This is a genomic window from Pseudoxanthomonas sacheonensis, assembly GCF_031455975.1.
Lineage (GTDB): Bacteria > Pseudomonadota > Gammaproteobacteria > Xanthomonadales > Xanthomonadaceae > Pseudoxanthomonas_A > Pseudoxanthomonas_A sacheonensis_A.
Genome location: NZ_JAVDTT010000002.1, coordinates 208,772 through 233,508 on the forward strand (window position 1 = coordinate 208,772; position 24,737 = coordinate 233,508).

The 24,737-nt window shown below is 61.0% G+C and carries 12 protein-coding genes; 6 read left to right on the forward strand and 6 right to left on the reverse strand.

The genetic code is table 11. The features are described from left to right. Window positions 1-30: 30 nt before the first annotated feature. The 6 genes from J2W94_RS08070 to J2W94_RS08095 all read right to left on the reverse strand — a co-directional run bounded on the left by J2W94_RS08070 (window position 31) and on the right by J2W94_RS08095 (window position 18,030). Window positions 31-1,257 (reverse strand): hypothetical protein, encoded by a 1,227-nt coding sequence (locus J2W94_RS08070; protein ID WP_310091997.1) that lies wholly within the window; start codon window positions 1,255-1,257, stop codon window positions 31-33. Window positions 1,258-1,261: 4 nt separating this feature from the next. Beyond that, the gene (locus J2W94_RS08075; protein ID WP_310091999.1) at window positions 1,262-1,816 is read right to left on the reverse strand and encodes a hypothetical protein; all 555 of its coding nucleotides are present in this window, start codon (window positions 1,814-1,816) and stop codon (window positions 1,262-1,264) included. 545 nt (window positions 1,817-2,361) lie between these two features. After that, window positions 2,362-3,726, reverse strand: a complete 1,365-nt coding sequence (locus tag J2W94_RS08080; RefSeq protein WP_310092000.1) for a hypothetical protein — start codon at window positions 3,724-3,726, stop codon at window positions 2,362-2,364. Continuing rightward, on the reverse strand, window positions 3,726-7,448 hold the full coding sequence (locus J2W94_RS08085; protein ID WP_310092002.1) for a hypothetical protein: 3,723 nt from the start codon (window positions 7,446-7,448) through the stop codon (window positions 3,726-3,728). The genes J2W94_RS08080 and J2W94_RS08085 overlap by 1 nt, the downstream gene beginning before the upstream one ends. Before the next feature lie 18 nt (window positions 7,449-7,466). Continuing rightward, window positions 7,467-15,635, reverse strand: a complete 8,169-nt coding sequence (locus tag J2W94_RS08090; RefSeq protein ID WP_310092005.1) for a DUF7507 domain-containing protein — start codon at window positions 15,633-15,635, stop codon at window positions 7,467-7,469. Window positions 15,636-16,950: 1,315 nt separating this feature from the next. Next, window positions 16,951-18,030, reverse strand: coding sequence for an IS3 family transposase (locus tag J2W94_RS08095; protein ID WP_310092007.1), 1,080 nt, complete (start codon window positions 18,028-18,030; stop codon window positions 16,951-16,953). 631 nt (window positions 18,031-18,661) lie between these two features. Between J2W94_RS08095 and J2W94_RS08100 the strand changes: the two genes are divergently transcribed. The 6 genes from J2W94_RS08100 to J2W94_RS08125 all read left to right on the forward strand — a co-directional run bounded on the left by J2W94_RS08100 (window position 18,662) and on the right by J2W94_RS08125 (window position 24,673). Then, the gene (locus J2W94_RS08100) at window positions 18,662-19,282 is read left to right on the forward strand and encodes a hypothetical protein (protein WP_310092010.1); all 621 of its coding nucleotides are present in this window, start codon (window positions 18,662-18,664) and stop codon (window positions 19,280-19,282) included. Window positions 19,283-19,437: 155 nt separating this feature from the next. Further along, the gene (locus tag J2W94_RS08105; RefSeq protein ID WP_310092012.1) at window positions 19,438-19,989 is read left to right on the forward strand and encodes a hypothetical protein; all 552 of its coding nucleotides are present in this window, start codon (window positions 19,438-19,440) and stop codon (window positions 19,987-19,989) included. A gap of 29 nt (window positions 19,990-20,018) precedes the next feature. Then, entirely contained in the window at window positions 20,019-20,465 is a 447-nt protein-coding gene (locus J2W94_RS08110) for a hypothetical protein (protein WP_310092014.1), read from the forward strand. Beyond that, entirely contained in the window at window positions 20,465-21,262 is a 798-nt protein-coding gene (locus J2W94_RS08115) for a hypothetical protein (RefSeq protein ID WP_310092015.1), read from the forward strand. The genes J2W94_RS08110 and J2W94_RS08115 overlap by 1 nt, the downstream gene beginning before the upstream one ends. 26 nt (window positions 21,263-21,288) lie before the next feature. Continuing rightward, complete coding sequence (locus tag J2W94_RS08120) at window positions 21,289-23,229, forward strand: carboxypeptidase-like regulatory domain-containing protein (protein WP_310092017.1); 1,941 nt, start codon at window positions 21,289-21,291, stop codon at window positions 23,227-23,229. A 388-nt stretch (window positions 23,230-23,617) separates the two neighbouring features. Further along, complete coding sequence (locus J2W94_RS08125) at window positions 23,618-24,673, forward strand: IS3 family transposase (RefSeq protein WP_310093650.1); 1,056 nt, start codon at window positions 23,618-23,620, stop codon at window positions 24,671-24,673. The last annotated feature ends 64 nt before the right edge of the window (window positions 24,674-24,737 follow it).

The window sequence follows — 24,737 nt, forward strand, 5'->3', positions numbered from 1 at the left end:
ATGGTTCCGGGCCATGGGTCGCAAGCAAGGCTACTGTGAGATTCCGGAACTCGACCGCAGCGCCGTCTCAATACTCCGCGGCAACTCAGTTAGTCTGGACACCACCTTCGTGCCGTAGCGCGTGACGATCCTCTGCACGTGAGGCGCCATATACCGATCCGCTCTGAAGATGTCCACGTAAGGCGAGTAGGCTGCGTGCATCATGTCGGCGAAATCACTGTCCTTTGGCTCTCTTTCCGTCAAGGCCGCATCCGCGAACACCGTGTAGTAGGCATTGAGCATGACGTTCAACCCCGCTGAGCGTTCTTCAATTGCCGCGATGCCTGGCGTCTGGTCGCTGCCCGCCGAACGCTCCACGATGGCGGACCAGACCGACTCGATCAACTCGGGTCGCCACTCCTTTATCAGACGAGCCTGCTCCTCCGAATCACCGCCCTTTCGAATTGCACGCAGCTTGGTCGCAGCTTCTCTTACCACACCTGCTGCCTTTACCGATGGCCCGCGCAACCACGTGACTACTGGTGACAGCGTGTCGTGATGGTTGTGAAACCAGCTCATCATCCATTTGGGGTCTCTCAAACTTTCCAGGAATGCATCCTCCGCTTGCTTCTTGGTTGCTGTCCCGGCCACGTGGTTCCAAAGGATGCGTGCCGCACCGGGGCGCATGGGATAAGCGGCCAGCAGTTCGTCGAAGCCACGCTGGTTTTTGGAGTCCGACAGCGAGTCACGCGCGGACCCACGCAAGCTGCCGCGCCTGAAAGTGCTGGACTCGGCGGCTCTCCTTTGCTTGCGGTTCAACCCTGCTTTCAGCGAAGTCATTTTCTGACGAAATACTTGCACAAGATCGACGGGTGAAATTAAACCCTTCATCTCGGGGAACCAGTCGCCGTCTTCCGAGAGGGGGATAAACGGTAGCGGCTCGGAAGCACCGACCTGGGCGGCCTCCCCTGCGATCAGTCTGTCGAACGATACCAGCGCATTGCGGTCGCAGAGTTTGGACAGCAGGTTCGCACGATCCTCGGCGTAGGTCGCATGGGTGGCCTCTTGCGGCGCCATCTCGCAGATTGCAGCGCCCGAATAGACGAAACTAACCCTGCCTTCCTTTTTGAATTGTTCGAGACGCGCAAGGACAGATTCGACCTCGGCCGACATTCTTTTCGGATCTGAAAGGACAGAGTAGTCGCTGCTATCCAGGTAAACCAGAAGCTTTCTGGTCACGAGTACCTTCTTCGGCTGCTCATTCTTGGCGCCTGCCATATTGTCAGCTGGACTCGGGTGTGGAGAATCTAGCCTTGTAGTAAGGGCCCACACCGCCTCTTAAGCTGGATCTGTCGAACAGCTTGGCCTGGAACTGAAAATCCCGATCTATTTTCACAATCAATAGCTTCGAGAAATCTCCACAACGCTTCACAACGACGCGGTCGCTTGCCTTCTCTGGCGAAATGGTCTTCACCTCTACAAGCTCACCACGGATGGTGCCATCCGAGCCTGGATGCATACTGGCGTGGCGCCTTAGACCGAACTCTATTTCTGCGTACATCTCGCCAAGCTCGCCCCACACCTGCAGGTATCTGCCCGTGTTTTCGTAGTAGCGTTCGGCCAGCGACACCAGTTCGTAAAATATTTCGGTATGCTCAAGTATCCGATATGGAAACTCTTCTCGGCTCGGTGCGTGCTCTATTTCGCACAGTGAATCGAGTGGTTCGTCTTCGAGCTGGGTATTGATCCACTCCCAACTAATCCATTCCCCATCGTCCCAAATCCCATCGCCGTGCTCAAACTCTCGCCCGGTCATGGAGCAAATCGGTTTAGACATTAGCTTGCCCCCTCAATTCAAAGTTAGATCGCTGTGCAGTCAGGGCGAAGATAGGCCCTATATCTTTTGCGGTTGCTTGGTGAGCTTCTTGAATAGCGCCATCAGTACACGGCAATCCGCAGCCTGTTGGTCGTTGGCACTCGAAGTGATGTAAGCATCCACGCTTTCTCTGTGGCCCTGGTCTTGTTTTCAGCCATTGGCGTGCTCTACCCCCTGCATAAGCCAACTCGCGAAAAGCGGTCTCGACTTGAGAGAATCATCTGGCCGCGTCCACCTACGCGTTAAATCTTTCACTCGTTGGACGCCTCTGCAAGGAAGCGCGCCGAATTCTAAAAAACGTGTGCACACAAGTTGCACACACGCCACTTTAAGTTATTGAAAGATATAGGTTTCGATCAAGTCCATCACTGGGGGCAACATTTGGGGTAACTCTGAGAATCTCCGCGCAGATACTAGCTTCACGCCTCCTGTTAGAGAGTACCCATATCTTGCCGATGAGAAGAATCAGATCTCGATAGCGAGGCAGGGTGAGCTCCTGACCTCGACTATTGCGCTGTGCAGGTCAAAGTCACCGTAATCGAACTGTTCGCCGGCAACGCCGGAATCGCCACACCCGCTGTCGACTGCAATGCCGTAACCAGAGCTGGGCCGGTTACAGAAGGACAGGCCGCAGCTCCCGTAGTCACCACGCAGTTCGCTGTGGTGCAGGTAAGGCCGGTCGAAACTGGATCCCGCAGCATTGCGTTATCCGCCGCGTCCGGACCGGTGTTGGTTGCCACAATACTGTAGGTGGTGGGAACGCTCCTGATCACCGTGTCGTTAGCCTGGTCGATGTCTCCATTCGCACCCGGCGTATTCGTCTTTGTGATCGTTAGGCCAGCAACCCTACGGGTGTTGGTATATCTGCAGACAACGGCGGTACCAGTGCTGCCCACGGTCAAGGTGTTGCCGCTCAATACCCCGTCGCCCGTGCAGGTCAATACACCGTTGTACAAACCGACATTCGACCCCGCCAAAGTTTCGGCTAGAACAAGCGTTTCTCCGCCGTAGACGGTTATCGGAGTGCTGTCGGTATCGGTTTCGTTTGACGTACTCGCGTCGGAGACCAGCGTATCGATCACCGTGCCGCCGCGCGAGATCGTCAACGTGGCGTCGTCGCCTACCGATGCGTTCGACCACGTTTTCACGAGCGTCAACTGCGCGGGAACGCACTGGTTGGTTGAAAAGCTCAAGGCTGCCTGATCGAAGTTCGCGTTGTTGTCCATGGACACCACATAGGAGACCGTGGTTCCGGCAGGAATATTGACGACGCCCGATACCTGCACCCAAGGAGCGGTGCCCGAAGTCACCGGGGAAACCGGCGCCGGAAGGCTTGCGCTTGCGGTCGCCAGCAGCGCGCCCGCCGTGCCCACGCCCTGTCTGATGGAAACACTGGCCGTTGCCGCTGACAGATTGTCGCGCGTGGAGAACCAGCCCGAAAAGGTCGCCTGCCTAGTCACGCCCGGCTGCGTTCCTCCGCAAGCCGGTACGATGAACGACTGGTAGAAGTCATTGGAGCCGCTGGCGATATCCAGATAGTGCTGTCGCACGCCAACGCCGGTCGCGGGATCCGCGTCCAGCCTGGGGCCGCTAGTGCCGTAGTTGAAGGTGGCCCCGCCATCCACCTTGACCACATTCGAGCTGTTGCCTGCACCGAGCGTCCAGGGGGCGATCGAGTAACCGATGTTGTTACCGAACGCCGGAGGAGGATTCACTTCAAAACCCGGATTTCCGATCAGGTTTTGCGCACCAGCCTGCGAAGAACAGAAGAGCATGGCCAAGCCCAGCAGCCCAGAGAAAAATTGGCTGCTTGAGTTCAGCCCGCTGCGCATGCAGGCTCGGACGGTGCGGTTACGGAAATTCTGATTCATCAATAGCTACCCACGATGTTGATGAAGAAACCCTTGTGGTCGTAATCGAAATCAGTGAGGTCGTCGCTGAAATCGGTAAAGTTATAGCCTACGCCCACGCGGAAGTTCTTGTTGATGTCGCGATCCAAGCCGACCAGGTAGCCGCTGCGCGTGCCGCCGTCCCGCACGTCCAGCCAGCGGTACTCGGCCAGCGCGTGCCATTGCTGGCGGAGTTCGTAACGGATCTGTCCGGAAGCGAAGGTGGTCGCCGAGTCCGTCCATGCGCCGATGCCGCGTCCGAAACGCACCTCGCCCTCGCGCCGCGCAACCTTGCCGGCGAACTCCCAATGCGCGTCCAGCTTGTAGACGCCTTCCAGCGAAAACACTTGCGAGCGTTGGTCGTAGTCGACGCCATTGATCTGATCCAGCGTGGACAAGTCGTACAGGTACGTATAGCGGCCGAACACACCCCAACGAGTGCTGTTCCACGGACGCCAGGCGAAACCGACGTTGCCTTCGATGAATTTGGCCCCGGCTTGCGGGTCCAGCTCATCGTCGGTGTCCGAGTAGTTCAGGCGAGCGGCGATGCGCCAGCTCTCGTTGAACTTGTGGGTGAAGCGGTTGGTGCTGACCCACTGCTCGCGTTGTTCGGCGCCGGTGTCCTTGCGCCATTCCAGCTTGCTGTTCCAGTCGGTATCGGGCGAGGTGCGTCCGCCGTTGAGGCTGACCGCACGCCGGTCGACCACGCCCTGCGCACCGGTCAGTTCGCCGGACTGCAAGGTGAAGCCGGTGGTCCAGCCCTGCGACGGATAGAAATCCATGCCGAAGGTATGGGCCAGGCCGGATTCGCTCGGGGTTTTCAGGAACTGGCTTTCGTTGAACAGATTGACCTGGTTCGACAGACGCCAGCGCTGGCCCAGCGTCCAGCCGTTCTGCCGGTTTGGATTGAAGAGCGAGTCGTAGGCGGTGGTATCGGTTGAATAGGTGTAGCCGCCGTAGATCGTATGCTCCGGTGCCAGACGGTATTCCGCATTGACCGTGGCCGCGTCGCCACGGTCGCCGGTGCTGACTTCCGCACCGACCGACGACAAATCGCCGAACAGATACTTGCCGCCCAGGGTGAATGCATTGTTGTCCGCGTACTGGCCACCGTCGTCATCCAGCGTCACCTGTGCGGTGCCGTAGACATCCAGCGACGTGCCGAAGCGATGGGTGTACTTCACCGCACCGAGCGTGCCGGCCACATCTCCGACTAAGCGGTCTTCCTCGACCCGACGGATCTCGCCGCTAAGCGCACTGTGATCGCTGATGCGCCATTCGGCGGTGATCTGCGCCTGGGTCAGCGTCTCTTGGCCGCGCTCGGCCTTGCTGAAGCGCGCATACAGGCCGACGTTGGGCGTGAACTGTCCCAACACTTCGGCGCCGACTTCGGTGATGTCCAGGCCGTTGTCGTAGCGGCTGATCGAGTAACCGGCGCCGACTTCTCGCCACCACGCACCGGCGCTCCAATCCTGTTCGGTCCAACCCAACTCCTTGAAATTGGCGCGGGCCTCGACCGACTTGGCCTGGCCTTCTCGCGGGCCGACCGGGTTGAGCTGAGTGAAGGTGAAACCGCCGTTGTCGGAGAAGAACACCGGTGCGCTGAACGATTCGGTCTGCGTGTACTCGGCCTTGAGGTAAGTGCCTTTGCCCGCCTGCAACGTGATGTCGCCGCTGGCCAGGGTGTAGTCCTCGCCTGCGCGGTTTTCGTCGACGTAGGTCGCCCCCACGCCGATGTGATCGCCGAACCAGTGCTTGGCACGCACGCCAGCAGTGACGTCGTCCGGATCGAAACCGGACGGCACCCATTCGTAGTCCACTACCAGTCGCTGCTCGAAACCATCCAGCGGCGTGTCGCGGGTCAGCGTGGGGATGTTGTCGCGCGTGATCTGCAGCAGTGGACGCGTCAACAGCAGGCGGCCCTGCATTTCGTCGATTTCGTAATCGGCGCCGCGGGTCATCGGGATGCGGTTTTCGACGCGGCCGGTGGTCAGATCGCGTATTTCCAACACCACCACGTCCGAACCCGGCAGCACGTCCTGATGCTTCAGATAATAAAGGCTGCCGCCGGTGCCGATGAATTCGCTGTGGCCCGGGGCGGTCTGCGCCTCGGAGCCGAATGCGCGCACTTCGGTACCCGGATCGCCCCAGGCATTGGTCGCGCGCGAACGCCAGTTGAGCGCCGCGCCGTACAGCGAACGCACGTATTGCGCGTATTCAGTGCCGGTGAAGCCGGTATAGAAGTTGCCCCACAGCGCCTGGTTCTTGTCCCAATCCATGCGCAGGTAAAAACGGCCCATGGTGTCCACGTCGCGATAGGTCGTGGAGTCATCGCCGTAGACGGGATAGTAAAGATCCGGGTCGAGGCGGCGGAAGACATCCTGTGGGTCGGCGTTGGTGAAACCGTCGAACAGGTGCTCCAGGTCGCGTTCGGTGGTGTCGGCCTGCGCCGTCAGCAGGTACTTGCCCTTGAACTTGGCCTTTCCGTAGAAAGCCAGACGGCCATCGCTGATCACATCGTCGTCGTAGCGCGGGTCCACCAGCGACGGATCGGCCGAACCGCCGATCTTGTTCTGCGAAATCGTCACATCGGCCAGACCGACGCCGAAGAAGTACTTGCCGGTGACATCCACGTTGAGCGTGTGGTGGGCGGTCGAATTCTGCGACGTGGTCGCTGGTGCACCATCTAGGCGCGGTGCACCGCCCTGGATCTCGATGTCGAACGCATGCTGCCCGACCGGAACCAGATATTCGGCCACGAACTTGCGTTCCATATCGACCGGGTAATTGTCGCCGTTGATCTTCAGCGCATAGCCCTGGGGCAGGTTGCGGCCCTGGATGCGGATGCGCGAACCGTAGATCGGGATGTTCTGCTGACGTAGCCCGTTCTGGGCGAAGGCTTCATCGATCAGGCTTTGCGACTGGGCCTGGTCGATGCTCAGCGCGGTACCCAGATATTTCTCGGTGGTGTCGCGCAGGGCCTGCCCGCCGCGTTCGGCTTCTTCCGGCGAAACCAGCTGCAACTTGTTGGGATAGGTTTCGTCGAAGTTGCCGTCGGCATCGTAAGCGCGCAGCACGTAGACCAGCTCGTCGCCGGCGCGGAAACGGTATTTTGCTGGCAGCGTTCCGTCCCATTCGGCCGATACGATGTTGCCTACGTCCATCGGCAGCGTGACGATGGGATCGATCAGGTCGGCGTCGCTGGCGCGATAGATCGTCAGCTCGTAGCGCTTCACGAACGTGGAGTAGTTGCTACGCGTATAGAACTGCACCGGTTTGGTGATGGCAGTGCCGTCGAACGGCACGATGCCGGGCGCCGAGATCGACAGCTCGGGCTGGCCCAGCGCGGGATCTTCGGTGGCCCAGATCGCGCCGCCATTGGCCAACTGGATCGAGAACTTGCCCTTGGCCACGGCTTTGCCGGGTTGTTCCAGAGCGACGGTCACGCGGCGATCGGGCTGCAGCGTTTCCGACGACGCGTCATCGCCGGCGGCGACCACCGGCTTGCGTTCGCCGCGCGTGCGCAACCGGAACAGCAGGCCGTCCTGCGAACTGCAACCGGCGTCGGTGCAATTGACTTCTGGCGTCTGCGCGGCGCCTTCCATTTTGTCGGTGGCGGCCGGAGCCGTCTGCTGCGCAACCGCCAGTGGCGTCATTCCCGCCAGCAAGCTGATCAGGGTGTAGTCGAGTAGTTTCATCTTCATCTTCATGATCCAGCCCCCTTACTTGCCGGTGCCGGCAGGGGCTGCCGGATCGTTACTGGATTCGACACGCACCTTGGCGCGCACTGCTGGACTCAACTTGGCCGCAACCGCTTCGTAGACCGCCTTGGCGCGACGCATGCCCAGCGCCACGTTGTAGGCGTCGGAACCGCGCGGGTCGGCATGGCCGACGATCGCTATCGCTCCCCCTCCTTTCTCGTCGAGATAGGCAGCCACCTGGTCCAGGATCGGCAGGAACTGCGGCTTGACCGTCGATTTGTCGGTATCGAACAGCACCGTGCCCAGCAGCGGGCCGCCTTCGGCAATGCCGACGATCAGGGACGATGGATCGTCCAGTTCGGTGCGCACGCTGACCGTCAATGCCTTGGCGATGTTGGCGGGCACGTGGCTCATCAGTGCGCTCTTCACCGCCGTGGCACGATCGAAGGCCAGGCTTTCGGTATCACCATTGGCGCTGATCAGCACTTCGCCGCCGCGATACTCGACCACCTTGGCGGCGATTTGTTCGATCACCGGCAGGTATTGATCGCGCAGCTTGGCGCTGCCCGGAGCGAAGATGACTTCGCCCAGTTCCAGCTCCACCTGCTGTTCGCCGCCCTGCACTTCCTCGACCGGCAGCTTGACGCCGAAGTCGAAACGCACCGGAAGTCCGGGGGTGATGCGGCGCACTAGCGGATTGTCGGTGGTGAATACCGTTCCGGCCGGCAGCGTCGAGGGATCGACCTTGAGGATGAAGTTGCGGCCGCGGCCGCTGTCGCCGCCGGCGATGCCTTCCAGGTGGTAGCGGCCGAACTGGTCGGTTTCGATCAGCAAGCCTTCCACTGAGGCGATACGCACGCCCGGAATGCCGCGCTCGTCGATGCCGAAGTTGCTGATCACGTAATCCACCACGTAACCGCCCTCGCCCTGCGCGACGCGCCGTTCCACTTTCGGCTCGGCCGCGTTGAGGCCCTTGGCCGCTTCGCCGCTCTTCTCCATCGTGGTGTTGCCGGCGGCGTCCATGCGCACGGTCACGCCCTGCGCGCTGGTCAGCACGAAGTCGTCGGTGAAGGCCGGCTGGCTCAGACGCTGACGGATCACGACCTGGTGGTGTTCGACCGGATCGGCTATCGACTGGCGCGCACCGATGGCGCCCACGTCGATGCCATGCAGCAGCGGCGAACTGGCGTCGGCCTGCGGTTGCGCACCCGCACCACGATCCACGGTGGTCGAGTTGGCTACGTAGGCTGCAGGCGCAAAACCGCCCTGCACACGCACGCCGCTCAAGGCCGCGCTGTCCTGCCAGGTGTCGCCGTCGCGATCGTCGAACACGGTGCCGATCAACAGGCTGTCATCGACCAGCGCGTCAGCCACCAGGGTGACCGCAGCGGTGCTGCTGTTGGAGATCGGCGCGCCGGTCTGGGTAAAGGCTTGCGCCTGGTTGCGTTGCACGCCCGGGCGTACGCCCGCGCCCACGCGCATCGCATACATCAGCGTGGCGGTCTGGCCGGGTTCGATATCCAGGCCTTCGAAGCGCAACGGACTCTGGCCCACTGCGGTGGCCTGGCTGTCGCCGTCGACCACGCTCAGCGAACCTTCCACGTAGCTGAAACCGAGCGGCGGCGTATCCACGATGCTGCCGTTGATCAACCTGCCGTTGCCCACGTTCTCCACGCTCAGGGTGTAGCGCACCAGATCGCCGATCTTCACTTCGCGCACGGCGACGGTCTTGAGGATGCGCAACTGGTAGTCGGACAACACCGGATGCTCGGTGCTGCAGGCCAGCGCGCAAGTCGGCGAATCGCCGCCAGTGGGCACCACTGCATTGCCGACCGTGCCGGTCGCATCGGTATCCACCAGGGTGGCGTAGGCAAAGGTGTAGGTTCCGGGCAGCGTGCCGGCCGGCAGCGTGCACACCAGACCGCTCGCACTGGCCGCGCAACCCGACGGCAGCGCGCCGGTGAGGATCTGGTCGCCGCTGATCGTGTCGGTCAAAGTCACCGTATCGGTGGTGATCGAATTGGCCACGGTCACCGTCAGCGTGTAAGCCAGCGTGTCGCCCGCCGACACTGAAGTGCCCGATGCCGGATTGGACGTCTTGGACACGGTGATCGCGGTCGCCACGACCCGATGGGTGGTGCTGCAGCTGACGCAGGTCGGGCCGTCGTCGCCGCTGGGGACCACCACATTGCCGAGGGTGCCGGTGGCGTCTGCGGCAACGTGCGTGGAATACGCGAAGCTATAGCTGCCCGGCAACGCGCCAGCCGCCAACGTGCACACCAATCCGCCACCGCTCGCCGTGCAACCGGCGGGCAGTGCGCCAGTAAGCGTCTGGTCGCCGCTGATCGTATCGGTCAAGGTGACCGCGCCGGTGGTAATGGAGTTGGCCACGGTCACAGTCACGGTGTAGGCGATGGTGTCGCCCGGCGCCACTTCCGCACCCGACGCGGGGTTGGAGATCTTGGCCACGGTCACTACCGATGCGGCGATCGGATGCTCGGTGCTGCAGTTGGTGCAAGTGGGATTGTCGGTGCCGGTGGGCACCACGTTGTTGCCCAACCTGCCGGTCGCATCGGCGTCCACCGTGGTGGTGTAGGTGAAGCTGTAGTTGCCCGGCTGCGTGTTGGCCGCCAAGGTGCATACCAGTCCGCCGGCGCCGCCGGCGCAGTCCGCCGGAAGAGGACCGGTGAGCGTCTGATCGCCGCTCAAGGTGTCAGTCAACGTCAGCGCAGAGGTGGTAGCGGCGTTAGCCACGACCACCGCCAGCGTGTAGTTGATGGTGTCGCCCGGCTGCACGGTTTGACCGCTGGCCGGATTGGAAGTCTTGGAGACCGTGACCGCCAACAATGGAGTGCTTGTGGTGGACGAGTTGCTAGGCACGGCTGGACCCGTCGGCGGCGTGCCGGTGGCGGTCGCTGTGTTGTTCACCACGCCAGCGGCCACTTCGGCCTGGGTGACGGTGTGGACGCCGGTGCAGGTGGCGATGGCACCGGGCAGCAACGTGGTTACGTCGCACACCGCGGGCGCATCCAGCAACGCATCGTCGATCACGATGCCGCTGAGAGTGATATTGCCCGTGTTGGTCGCCACGAAGGTGTAGCCGATCGTGCTGCCGGCGAGGTTGCCTGAAGGCGCACCGGCGGTCTTGAGCAGGCTCAGCGCCGGGTTGGCGGCGATGGGCGTGGTCGTGGTGGACGGCGGCGAAGTCACCGGCGGACCTACCGGCGGCGTGCCGGTGGTTGTAGCGCTGTTGTTCACCGCGCCGGCATTCACTTCGGCCTGGGTGATGGTGTGCGTGCCGGTACAGGTGGCGATAGCGTTCGGCAGCAACGTGGTTACATCACACACCGCAGGCGCGTCCAACAGTGCATCGTTGATCACGATGCCGCTGAGGGTGACATTGCCGTTATTGGTTACTGCGAAGGTGTAACCGATCGTGCTGCCGGCGGTGTTGCCCGAGGGCGCGCCTGCCGTTTTGACGATGGTCAGCGCCGGGTTGGCGGCGATGGGAGTGGTCGTGATCGAAGGCGGCGAAGTCACCGGCGGACCCACCGGCGGTGTGCCGGTCGCCGTGGCGCTGTTGTTCACCTCGCCCGCGTTCACTTCGGCTTGCGTGATGGTATGCGTGCCAGTGCAGGTGGCGATGGCGCTCGGAAGCAATGTGGTTACGTTGCATACCGCAGGCGCATCCAGCTGCGCATCGTTGATCACGATGCCGCTGAGGGTGACATTGCCGGTATTGGTCACCACGAAGGTGTAGCCCAGCGTGCTGCCAGCGATGTTGCCCGAGGGTGTGCCTGCCGTCTTGACGATGGTCAGCGCAGGCGCCGCGGTGATTGGTGTCGTCGTGATCGACGGCGGCGAGGTCACTGGCGGACCCACCGGCGGCGTTCCGGTCGCCGTGGCGCTGTTGTTCACTGCGCCGCTATTCACTTCGGCCTGGGTGATGGTATGCGTTCCGGTGCAGTTGGCAATGGCGCTCGGCAGCAACGTGGTTACGTCGCACACCGCGGGCGCATCCAGCAACACGTCGACCACGGCGATACCGGTCAAAGTCACGTTGCCGGTATTGGTTACGACAAAGGTGTAGCCCAGCGTGCTGCCGGCCGAGTTGCCCGATGGCGTACCTGCCGTCTTGACGATGGTCAGCGCGGGCGCCGTGGTAATCGGCGTCGTCGTCGTGGACGGCGGCGAGGTCACCGGCGGACCCACCGGCGGCGTGCCGGTCGCCGTGGCGCTGTTGTTCACCGTGCCGGCATTCACTTCGGCCTGGGTGATCGTGTGGGTGCCGGTGCAGGTGGCGATGGCGCCCGGCAGCAACGTGGTTACGTCGCAAACCGCGGGCGCATCCAACTGCGCGTCATTGATCACGATGCCGCTCAAAGTGACATTGCCAGTATTAGTCACCACGAAGGTATAGCCAAGCGTGCTGCCGGCCGAGTTACCTGACGGCGCTCCTGCCGTCTTGACGATGGTCAGCGCAGGCGCCGTGGTGATCGGCGTGGTCGTGGTCGACGGCGGCGAAGTCACCGGCGGACCCACCGGTGGAGTTCCGGTAACCGTGGCGCTGTTGTTCGCCGCGCCGGCGTTCACTTCGGCCTGTGTGATCGTGTGCGTGCCAGTGCAGGTCATGTTGGCACCCACCGCCAGCGTCGCCGCCGGGCAGGTGGCCACGGCGTCGAGCTGCGCATCGTTCACCAACACTGCCGTCAGCGGCGTGTTGCCGGCATTGCTCACCAAGAAGCTGTAAGCGATGGTGTCGCCAGCATCAGTCAACGTCGGGCTTGCGCCCTGCGCCGTAGTGGGCGTGCCTGCCGTCTTGACGATGGTCAGGGCCGAAGTCGTAGTGATCGGTGTGGTCGTGGTCGACGGCGGCGAAGTCACCGGCGGACCCGAGGGCGGCGTACCGGTCGCCGTGGCGCTGTTGTTTACCGTGCCGGCGTTCACCTCGGCCTGGGTGATCGTATGCGTACCGGCACAGGTGGCGATGGCGCTCGGCAGTAACGTGGTTGCGTCGCATATTGCGGGCGCATCCAGCATCGCATCGATGACGGCGATAGCGGTCAAGGTTACGTTGCCGGTGTTGGTTACCAGGAAGCTGTAAGCGATCGTGTCGCCAGCATCGGTCAGCGTCGGGCTTGCACCCTGCGCTGTGGTCGCTGTACCCGCGGTCTTGGCGATAGTGAGAGTCGGCGCCGTGGTGATCGGCGTAGTCGTGGTCGACGGCGGCGAAGTCACCGGCGGACCCACCGGTGGAGTACCGGTAACCGTGGCGCTGTTGTTCGCCGTGCCGGCATTCACTTCAACCTGCGTGATCGTATGCGTGCCGGTGCAGGTCATGTTGGCACCCACCGCGAGCGTGGTCGCCGGGCAGGTGGCCGCGGCGTCAAGTTGCGCATCGTCCACCAGCACTGCGGTCAGTGGCGTGTTGCCGGTGTTACTCACCAGGAAGCTGTAAGCGATCGTGTCGCCAGCATCGGTCAGCGTCGGGTTTGCACCCAGCACCGTAGTAGGTGTGCCTGCCGTCTTGACGATAGTCAGGGCCGACGTCGTAGTGATCGGCGTGGTCGTGGTCGACGGCGGCGAAGTCACCGGCGGACCCGCCGGCGGCGTGCCGGTGGCCGTGGCGCTGTTGTTCACTGCGCCGTTATTCACTTCGGCCTGGGTGATCGTGTGCGTGCCGGTGCAGGTCATGTTGGCACCCACCGCCAGCGTCGCCGCCGGACAAGTGGCCGCGGTGTCGAGCTGCGCATCGTTCACCAATACCGCCGTCAGCGGCGTGTTGCCGGTGTTGGTCACCAGGAAGCTGTAAGCGATCGTGTCGCCAGCGTCGGTCAGCGTCGGGCTTGCACCCAGCGCCGTGGTCGCCGTACCTGCAGTCTTGGCGATGGTTAGGGCCGAGGTCGTGGTGATCGGCGTGGTCGTGGTGGACGGCGGCGAAGTCACCGGCGGACCCGAGGGCGGAGTACCGGTAACGGTGGCGCTGTTGTTCGCCGTGCCAGCGTTCACTTCGGCCTGGGTGATCGTGTGCGTGCCGGTGCAGGTCATGTTGGCACCCACCGCCAGCGTCGTCGTCGGGCAGGTGGCCGCGGCGTCGAGCTGCGCATCGCTCACCAGCACTGCGGTCAGTGGCGTGTTGCCGGTGTTACTCACCAGGAAGCTGTAGGCGATCGTGTCGCCAGCATCGGTCAACGTCGGGCTTGCGCCCTGTGCCGTAGTGGGCGTGCCTGCCGTCTTGGCGATAGTTAGCTCAGGCAGTCCCACAGGCGTGGTTTCGCCGCAGTCGTTGCCGACAGCCGCACAGTTCACTCCGTCCACGGCGACCGCGTTGACGATGGAAGCAGTAGCACCGGTCGGGAAGGGAGTAACGACCTGCACCACGAAGTTCAACGTGACGCTGCCACTCACCGGAATGTTCACGGCATTGGTGTTGGTGCAGTTGCTCGCGGCGCAGGTGAAGTTATTGCCCGCAGCGATGGCCGTGGTGTTGACCGGCAGGGTTTCCACCACATCGCCCACGAACAGGGTCGCGGCGAGACTGCCGCCGACATGCGTGACTTCGATCTCATAGGTGAGCGTGTCGCCAGCGGCAACCGCAGCACCTGCCACATAGGCCGAACCGTTCACCTGGGCCAGCGTTTTTTCGACCCGCAGCTGTGCCGGTGTGGGGGCAGCGGGGAAAGAACATGAGGCCAGGTCGCGAGCCTGATTGGCCGCGGTGGCCGCTACCTGCGTCAGCGTACCGGCGCCAAGATCGATACGGAAATACCTGCTGGGGTTCGTGTTGGTAGCGACATACAGGAGACCGTCGTTGCCGTAAGCCACACCCGCCCATTGCAGGGTGCTGGGTGCGCCGTTGAGCAGCGGACGCTGTTGCCGGGTGGCCTGTACCGATGTCGAACTGAAGTCGACCCTGTAAAGATCCACACCCGCCGTCAGCCAGCCATTGCCCGCGTTATCGAACGCGATGTCGCCGGAACTGGGATTGGTGGGGTCGAAATCGTAGGTCAGGCTTCCGTACGAAGTCAGCGAGTAGCTGAAAGTGCCGGAAGCTTGCAATCGCCAGACTGCGGGATTGTTTCCATTGCCGGCCACCAGGTAACCAACACCTGCCTGGTTCATGGCCGCACGCGGGAAATCGGGCGTGGTGATCGGACCGGCAGCGACGTACCAGCCGCCGTTGGCGGCGTCATAGGCGTACAGCGTCGCCTGGCCGCCGCTATAGCTGACGAATAGCAGCCGCCTGTTCGCCGGATCCACCATTAGCCCGTTGAGGTTGGGAGCGACGGGCAAGGTCAGCTCGGGCACTAGGACGTCAGGCGTGCCGCTGCCGACGGTGTAGCGATAGAACTCGCCGAGTCCAGTGACCGTCTGGGTAACGTTGAAGATCGAATCGACGGCGCAGAAGTCGACGCTGGGCACCAGCGTGGTGAGCGTGGTGTCCGCTGGGCTGGTCACTACGATTCCGCCACTGGTCGAACCGGTAGCGGTCGCACTGTTGCTCACCGATCTGGTGGCGGCTTCCCCAGCGGTGATGGTGTGGACACCGGTGCAAGTGGTCGTGTTGCCGGGTGCGGACGGAGTCAGCGTGGTGCTGCCGCAAGTGGCGGGCGCATCCAGCTGCGTATCGACTACCGCAATTCCATTCAACGTCACCGCGCCGGTGTTGGTGACCACGAAGGTGTAGGCGATGGTGCTGCCCGCGCTGCTGCCCGAAGGAGTGCCGGCAGTCTTTTCGATGGTCAGCGAAACTGTGGGCACGGCGGGCGGATTCACGCACGTGGCGTTGTCGCTGGTGTCCGCTTCCTGACCGGTGGGCAGCGATGCGTTGTTGTACAGACCGCTACCCGGCGTGGGAGTGGCCGCGCAAGTCGTGGGAGCCGAAGCGTTGGTGTAGACGTAGGTAATGCTGACGTTGAAGGTATGGGTGACGCCAGCTCCGATCGCTATGCCGGTTCCGGTCAGCTGGTTAGGGCCGTCGATCGTCGACGAACCTCCGGCTGGAGCGCCCGCACCGGAAGTGGTCCAGGCGATGCCGGTGATGTTGGTGTTGGCAGGAAAAATCGGGGTATCGGTCAATGCTCCATAAGTGCCGGCCGCGGCGCCGGAATTGGTCACCGTGATCGTGTAGGAGACCGTGTAAACGCCGAGAACGCTCGGACCTGACACACCAACCGCGGACTTGGCCACGTTGATCTGCGGCGCTACCACATCGTCGGTATCGCTCGCGCTAGCAACGCAGGTTGGATTGGTAGCTGCATCGGGGCAGCTGAAACCCGTTGGCACCGTGAGCGTCGCCGTATTGGAAACGGTCTGCGCCCGTGCCGAATTTCCGAGAAGGGTGTTAGCGAGCGCAAAAAGGCACAAAGTGAACAAGCGCAGGAAAGCCCGCGCTCTGCAGCGAGACGTATCAGTCACGTGAATCCCCTAATTCAATGTGTTCTGATCACGAGCTACTGGCACCGAAGTGACCTGCCCCCGACGATCAACCCCAAGCGCTACCGTTCTTGCTGATGCCACCAATGCCTGACTAGCAATGCGAGGCATCACCAGTCCGGCGTGGCGCGGGAGCAAGAAAGGCTGCGCGACGGCAATGTTAACGACGTCACATATTTAGCGTGAAAGACTGCACAAATGAAAAGTGACGCTCAGCGTCAGAATTCTGGGCTGCGACGAGGCCGTGTTGTCCTGCAAGCAAATGCAGCTGCGGTCGTGAAAACGTTACCAGGCAAGGCTCTGGCCTCTCAGAGGGGCCAATTCCCCGATCGGCTGCAGGGGAAATAATCTTGTTATCTGTATAAGCGATAGCAGACAATCGGCGCTATTTAGCCGACAATCGGCAAGCAGTCGGTCATACATTTAGTGGCGTGCGCCCTGCGGAGCGGTCACACGGGCGTCGATGCTGCACATAAACAAATGAGAGAGACGAATCCGGAGGCCTCCACCTACCAGGGACCTATCCGGCCTGCATCGGAGCATTTTGCCGCCTTAGAAAGTGGCGGGCGAACGCCTTATGCGAGCCAACTATCAAAGAGGGGAATGCTTGCCTCACGCCCCTTTTGTTGCTCCAGGATCAGGTGCCGCGATATACCAGCGCCACGGCTCATGGCCGGATTCGCAGAGAGCGACAGTGTCGCGCGTCGGCTTTAGCCAGACTCTAGTTTCTCTTCACCGCTCGTCCAGAATATGCGCTAAGACGAGGCTCCTATGTCCGATTTCTCTTGGGTAGAACATCTCAAAGTCGGCTGGCGGCCTGTACGGCACGGCTGGTGGCTTCAACATATGTCTTGGGATGAATTCGTACGCCGCTCAGGCAATGCGCCCACCAAAAATGAATTGATACGCAGCTTTCGGAATTGGGCGGACCAGCACAGAGGCTGCCACTACATACTTACTTGGGATAATCCAATGACAGAGAAGTCGAGCGTCTATATATGCAAGGAAGTAAAACCACTTCGGAGAACGCGTGAGCATTGACTGCTCCGTTCGATGATCTGAAGAGAGGCTAGCAATGGGCGTTTGCAGCGGCATAGCCGGCAGGCGTCGTCCACCCTAAGCTCTCGTGCGGTCGACAATGGTTGTAATGATATCTAAAGTCTTCAGCCACCCTGTCGAAATCATCCAATGAGGTGAAGCTGTTCCACAGGATCAGATTGTCGCGCACAGTTCGGTTGAACCGTTCTATGTAGGCATTCTGATAGGCCCTATATGGGGCGATATGCTCGATTGTGATCCCAGCAGCAGCTGCCCATTGCAGGAAAGCACGCCCAGTAAACTCAGGGCCATTGTCGCAACGTATCGTGCTCGGCAAACCGCGCCTTCCAACTAGTTCGGCAAGTTGCTCTGCTACAAGCGACGCGCTAGTGCCGAAACCTCCCTTGATCAGAAGACATTCTCGGCTGAAATCGTCGAGAACATTGAGCGTGCGCGCTGGCGCGCCGCTAACCAGACGGAAGTGCATGAAATCGATGGACCAAGTGAAATTGGAATGAGGCGCTACTGCAAGCCGATATTTCCCTTTAGGCCGCCTCGCGTTTCGGCGATACAACTGCAAGCCGGCGCCAGCATAGATCCGCTGCGCTCTCCCGATGCCGCAGACTTTTCCCGCGAGTACCTGGTGGAACATCGTTTCGAAGCCGTGGCCGGGAAACGCTGCCAAGTGTTCTTTCATGGTCCGAAGAATTACGGTGTCATCTCTTTCGTATTTGACCAACGAGACATGCGGGCTGGCCATGCAAAGCATCGCCTTGGCCTGGTTAATCGATACCAGCCCGGCGGCCTGCAATTGGCCGAACAGCTCTATGCGGCGTGACAGAGGAGGCGCCAGCCTACGCATGATGTGCTTCCATGCGGCCCGCTCCGCTTCATAACGTGTTGTTTTCCGCCTGAGCTGCTCCAGCTCCGCGCTGGCAGCCATGGCCTGTTGCACCTCACTAAGCGAAAGCCCGCTGTATCTGCGCCTCCACCCCCGGACACTGCCCGGGTGGCATTTGATACGGGCAGCTACCGTAACTGCAGGTATTCCTTCATCCATCGCCTGTACGGCAGCGTGGATTTGCTTTGCTGTATAGAGTCGGTTTGCCACAACACCTCCTCATTTTCAGGTCAGCCCGCCTGCAACCTCGAACGGAGTTACAGACTCGCCGTCATCGCAAGGCTTGTCATCGCTCGGAATTAAGCTCGCCATTCGGCGAATGGACGGGAAGTATCGCCCCGGGATGTTCAGATTCTGAGATCGGTGACCATGGTCGAACTCACACGTCACACAGCATCCAAGGTCAGCTCAGCCGGCTGACATGCTGGTACTTGGGAACGACAGAGATTGTGCGACTGCACCAGCCTGTGACGGACAAACGGCTGGTCCGCGGCACTGAACCAGCACCTGATTGCCAGTCTCGAACGATCCATTTAAGGACGCGAAAGGCCCTTTTGTACCAAATAATGTGATACCCATCACACTACAACAAGAACTCACACTTAATCTCAGTAAAGTGTGACGTGGGACGTCATAAAGTGCCTTACCATCCCGCCGTGCTAGCTAGCTCGGCAAGGAATGGTAGAGCAAATCGCAAGTAATTTCTCGATTTGCTCACAGTAAAAAGGGACCGGCTCCACGGTTGGCACGCTTTCTGCTCTACCACCTCGGGCCGTGACACCACGGCTTTAACGCTATGCCTGCCATCCCACCACCGACCGGACTCTAAAATTCCATGCGCATGACCTCCAAAACCCTTTTGGCTGCCGCACTGCTGGCTGCCGTTCCTATGCTGGCCAATGCTGAATCGACCTTCACCACCGGCACGGGCACGCCAATCACCGCCAGCGCACGTCTGGACTTCCAGGTGACGGCGCCGAAGATTCTGTATCTGCGTGTTGGTACCGGTACTGATTTTGCAACCACCGCGACCATTAATCAGATCGCTTTCACCGTCCCGGCTGCCACGATGGGCAACGGAACGCCGATCGCCGCCACAGCCGCTTCCGGCGACCTGGGCACCGGCGCAGTCACGGCCCGCGTCATCGGTAACAACGGCAACATTACCTTCACCTCGACCACGCTGGGTGCGCTGAGTAACGGTGCTGCCGGCGACACGATCAGCTATAGCGAAATCGCCGCGACGGTAACGGCGCTGACCTCGGCGGTACCGCTGCCGCACCCGACGTTGGCCGATGGTGCTACCACCACCGTGTCCCTGACCCCCACGACGGGCAAGGTCATCAACCGTGACGCCCGTTGGACGTTTGCATACGCAAACAACAATGTGATCGCCCCGGGCACCTACGGTGGCGTGAATACCAATAACAGCCGTGTGACCTACACCGCGTCCATGCCGTAAACGAGCGTAGCTCAACCCCGCAAGGTCTCCTCATGAGCCTTGCGGGGTGTTTCTCGTCAAAAGGGGATGCTCCGATTTCTACACCTGCTCGCGGCCTGCCGTGGCTGTTCTTGTCGCTTGCGCTTTGCGCATGCGATGCAGCCCATGCCTTTATCGTGAACATCGCACCGGGAACGCGCGCGGTGTATCTGCGTGTCGGCGACGGCGCGTTCACCGGCAACTACAACACCGGGGGCATCCCCGCATCGGGCGGCGCGATCAACGTGGTATCGGTATCGGTGCCTGCCGCGATGCTTGGCAACGGCACCAACCAGACCATGACGACCAACGCCTCAACAGGCGTCAGTAGCTACGATGGCTTCACGTTCTGCAACGTCCCCAACGAAATCTACGTGGGCGGCTTCTATCGGCTTCCCGGTTTCACCGGCACGGCAACGCTGACGGCAGCCGCGCCTGTGAATCTGGTCAATGCGGCCGGTAACACCATTCCCTTCTCACAGATCACCTGGACGAGCAGCGGCAACAACGATGGCGCGGCCACGCAACCAGTACCTGCAGGCACTTTTACCGGCGGTACGCAGACCCTGGCCAGCTTTCCTGTGAACACCTGGCGCGAGAGCTGCCATACCTTCAGCTACGGCAACGATGCCATCGTCGCGGCAGGCACCTACAGCGGCCGTGTCGTGTACACATTGAGTGCGCCATGAGACTACATGTTGCTATAGGGGCCTTGCGCATGGGCCTTCTTTTGATAATACCAACAGTGCCTGCGGCTGCGGGCACGACACATCGTGTCGACGACAGTGCCAGTCAGGTATTGGGCAACACTTTGCAGATGAAGTGGGATTCGGTCGCACCGCAAAGGGGTCAGCGCGCCACGGTTTCGGGCGCGATCACGGTACTGGTACGCCTCAATCTAGCGCCCTGGCAGGGTCGAACCGGGCGCGTCTACATGACGCTACCCGCACAGCCCACCGGCGCGATAACCGCCACTTGGACCACCCAAGGACGCATGTTACCGGGCACTCTGCGCGCCGGCGAACGCACGCTGGTTTATACCGGCTTGATGCCTACGGGCTTGTATGAAGACACGATGCGGCTGGTCATCCAGGCGGACGGCCAGCGCTTGGTGCGTGTGGAACAACTGAATTTTTCATTCGAGATTGATGTGGAGAGTCCCTGATGTGCCGTCATCTTGTGCAGGCTGGCGCCCTTGTGTTGAGTTTGCTGTACGCCGCGAACAGCATGGCGCAGGGATTCTCAGCGCTCGTCTCGCCACCTCGTTTCGAAGACACGGCCAAGGCCGGAACCACTTATCGCAACGTGGTGGAGATATCCAACGTCTCGGGCAGCGCAGCGCACTACACGTTAAAGACAGCCGATTGGAGTTTGGACGACAAAGGCGCAGCGGTTTTCTCCGAAACGCTGGCCCCTGACAGCTGTCGGCCCTGGGTCGGTATCGAAGCACCGGAAATCACTGTCGCGGCGAACGGCAAGCGCCGTTATCGGTTCGAGGTGGTAGTGCCACCGGAAGCCCCTAACAGTGAGTGCCGCTTTGCGATCATGCTGGAAGGCGATCCGGAGCAGGTGGCCAACAGTGCCGCTCCCCCGGTATCGGGTCGGATCGGCATCATCGTTTATCTCACGATTGGCGATGCGGCCGCCCAACTTACGGTGGTCGGCACAAAAGCCGACACCGTTGACGGACGGCTTGTGCCTGTCCTACAGGTACGCAACACGGGCAATGCACACGGTCGACTTGCCGGCTTCATTGAAGGCGTCGATGCCAGTGGTCGCAAGTTCGCCTTTTCGCCTTCCGGTCTGCCCGTGCTGCCTACAGAGTCGCGTGCCATCGCGCTGACCCCTGAGGGGGATGATCCGGACACGCCGGCGGCGACGATTACCTATCCGTTGAATTTGAAGGGCCGGCTGGAGTGGGGCGCGCAACGTCTCGACATCGATACCGTCATCTCACAATGAGGTGGCATCGCGAGCCCGCCCGGCGAGTGCTCGTCATCCTCATCGCATCCGTGATTATGGCCTCGGCTAATGCAGCCGAGCCCGATCCACAGGCGACTTATCGTGATCGAATCATCGCTCCGCAAGCGCTGGCGCCCTTGCCGCCCGACGATGAGGAACCGGAAGACACTGACGGGCTGCCACGCTCGATTCGCCTGGAGCTAAATGCGGCGCAGACCGAACGTGGCGACGACACGTTTGGCGAACAAGGGATATCGGGTGGGGCTTTTTGGGAAACCCCCACCTGGGGCAGTTTCTCGCTCGACGCCACGCTATTCCACAGCAATCGCGAGCGCTTCGAGGACGATGGTGGGTGGGGTGGCGCGGCGACCTTATGGCAACGCAACCTCTTCGTGGACGGCGGTTGGCGCTTGGATAATGGGCTTGGCGTCATCAACACGCCCTCGCTGGATCTGCAGCGCAACCAATATCGATTCTTCCTGCCGACCGTGCCCTTTGCAGGCGTAAGTACCCAGTGGACTCAGGACGAACACGGCACCGTTGTCTATGGCGCAGCCGGACGTGCTGGTCTCTACAACGGTACGCGCGTCGTCGGATTCGATCTGGCTGACGGCTACGTCGCTTCGTTCGGTAGCCAGTGGCGCTGGGCACCTGGCTGGACCGGTGCAGCTTCGTACCTGCGCACTCAGGGTCGTATTACCCCCGATGATCGAGGCGAAGCTGTGTTCGTCGACGATCAAACCCAAGCGGTGCACCTGGCGACCCAATGGGAAGGACAACGCGACGCCGTGCAATTGAACGTTTTGGGAAGCGACACCGAGCATGGCGCGGCGCAGGGCGTCTGGATCGATGCCAGTGCGCGTCGGGGACGCTATCGCCACAACTATGGCGCCTTCTCCTTGGACCCCGAACTGGCCTGGGGCGCGTTGCCGATCAACAACGACGTCCGCGGCGGCTATTATCGCATCGCCTATCAATTCGCACGCTGGTCGTGGAATGCGGGCATCGACGATATCCGATCGATCAGCGGCGACGGCTTCGATGGTCAATACGGCACAGGTTTCTTGCGGTATCAAGCCAGTAGCACGTTCGGTTACGGTGGCAGCCTCAGCGTTCGGCATACGTCCGAAAATACGTATGCCATGCAACTCTTCGCAGACAAGAGCACACATTGGGGTCAGACACGCGTCCAATTCGACCGTGCTGATGGTGGAAATCAAGGCGGCGACAGCTGGCTGGCCAGTATTGATCAGGCATTTCCGATGCGTGAAGGCACTCGCCTCTCGGCCTCGTTGGCCTATGGCGAACTGAGCTATTCCGGTGAGTCACCGACGGCCACGACCACCACCGCGTTCTATGGTGGTCGGGACCTGACCGACACGATATCCATCGACGGGACCGCTCGCTGGACCTATGGGAATGGTCCGAGTGCACTGCGGGGTCTGGATTTGAACCTAGGCGTCAACTGGCGCATCCGTCCGCGGTGGTCATTGGCCGCGGCGTTCTACCAGAGCCAAGGGTCGCAACGGTCTCCCTTCATCTTGGATCCGTTGGTCACCGATACGCCGTTCATCTCGCTCCCCCGTGACCGCTCGGTCTTTCTGACCCTGCGCTATGAACGGCAAGCCGGACGATCCCTGGCAGTACTGGGCGGTGCGCCAGGCACTGCCGTAGGTGGCATCGTGGGGTCAGTGTTTCTGGATGAGAATAACGATGGGGTACGCGCTGCCTCCGAACAACCGGCTGCCAACATCACCATCATCCTTGATGGCCGCTACTCGGTGAGGACCGACAGTAACGGTCAGTACGAATTCCCACGGGTTGCAGTGGGCTCGCACCGGATCACCGTGCTACCAGACAACCTGCCGCTACCCTGGTTCGTGGAGGAGAGCGCTGCGCAACAGACTATCGAGATTCGGGTCAGGCAAACCACGCGCCTGGACGTTGCCGCAGGACGTCAACGATGACCATACTGAACCAATCCTTTCTGATGCCCTTTCTATCGGAGCACGATCCCTCCCTATTCAGATCGCAGCTCAGATAAGGTTTTTGCTCCGGAATATTTCCGAAAGACACCGATCGCCTCAAGCGGCAAACCGCATACCCCAATGCGGGATTGGTATGGGGCAGAACGCCAAAGGTACTCGCAGCGGTCCTTTCCAGCGGCTTATTCTGAGGTGGTATCACAGGAGAGTATGATCATCGGGCCATGCGGGAAGAGGTCCGTCCGGCCCTAACGCCCTGTGGTGACGAGCCATATAACGATGGCCGCGCGGATCCCATCGGCCGCAGGACAGGTGGATCGGTTTAACTCGGGTGATTAGTGTGGCAAAGCGAGCATACACAGCCGAGCAAGTGTTTGCGGTAGTCCAAGCCGTTGCGAATGGCGTGCAACAAACGACGATAGCGCAGAATGTCGGATGCAGTAGCACTAGTGTTTCCAGATGGCACGCCCTGTACCGCGGCTTTTCGCTGGAAGATGTCCAGCGCGCCATGGAAGCCAATATAGAACTTGAGCAACTTCGGCGGGAAGCGACCCGTTTTGAGGGTGAACGTAGAGCTTGGCAGCTGCTCATACGCGCCATTCATCTACCGCTCTACAGACGGATACAGCTGCTCGGGCAGTTGCAGTCGGCAAATCTTGTATCCGCTCATCGAGCAAAGCGCATGCTCTGCATCAGCAACACCATGACGCCCCAAGTCAAATATGAGCGAGACAACACCGTCGTCCTTAGGGCCATGAAGGAATATCTCGCCTCCAATCCCAGCCACGGTTTAATACTCATGTATCACAGAATCCTCAAGGGCAAGCTGTGTGGCGAGACGCGGGCACAGAAGCTCTATATCGAGGCGGGGCTTCAGCTGTACAGGCGTAACTCGAAACGCACGGAACGCAGTAAACGGCGCCATCTAGACACCGCATTACATGAAAACGCGACATGGTCTATGGACTTCATGCACTTTCGGCTGACCAATAATGCGGCTGCACGCACCCTCAACGTGCTGGACGATTTCAGCCGAGAGTGTCTTTTGATCAAGGGCGGTTTCGGCACTAGTTCGTTGTTAGTAGCCGAGCAGCTCAACGAGCTCGTCGCTAGACGTGGAGTGCCGGCCCAGATTCGCTGCGACAACGGTCCGGAGTTTACTGGCAAGGCTCTGGCCGCTTGGGCCAGTTCCAAGGGCATCGCCATCAAACACACAGCCCCATTTAAGTTTTACCAGAACGGCTATATAGAGCGCTTTAACCTAACAATGCGGTCAGATCTTTTCCGATGGAACAAGTTCTCCTCGTTGGAGCACTTCCACCAGGTTGCGGAGGACTTTCGATATGAGTACAACCATATTCGCCCCCACCAGAGCTTAGGCTGGGTAACACCAGCAGCCTTCGCAGCCGTCAATCGTTTGCATTGACCGATTGAATCCGCGGCCAAGAGCGGACACGCCCTTAGCTACGACCTACCGACGTCAATGCGAT

Excerpts from the sequence above, each read along its gene's own strand:
- J2W94_RS08070 (WP_310091997.1), bottom strand. The coding sequence starts at position 1,257 with ATGGCAGGCGCCAAGAATGAGCAGCCGAAGAAGGTACTCGTGACCAGA.
- J2W94_RS08075 (WP_310091999.1), bottom strand. The coding sequence starts at position 1,816 with ATGTCTAAACCGATTTGCTCCATGACCGGGCGAGAGTTTGAGCACGGC.
- J2W94_RS08080 (WP_310092000.1), bottom strand. The coding sequence starts at position 3,726 with ATGAATCAGAATTTCCGTAACCGCACCGTCCGAGCCTGCATGCGCAGC.
- J2W94_RS08085 (WP_310092002.1), bottom strand. The coding sequence starts at position 7,448 with ATGAAGATGAAACTACTCGACTACACCCTGATCAGCTTGCTGGCGGGA.
- J2W94_RS08100 (WP_310092010.1), top strand. The coding sequence starts at position 18,662 with ATGACCTCCAAAACCCTTTTGGCTGCCGCACTGCTGGCTGCCGTTCCT.
- J2W94_RS08110 (WP_310092014.1), top strand. The coding sequence starts at position 20,019 with ATGGGCCTTCTTTTGATAATACCAACAGTGCCTGCGGCTGCGGGCACG.
- J2W94_RS08115 (WP_310092015.1), top strand. The coding sequence starts at position 20,465 with ATGTGCCGTCATCTTGTGCAGGCTGGCGCCCTTGTGTTGAGTTTGCTG.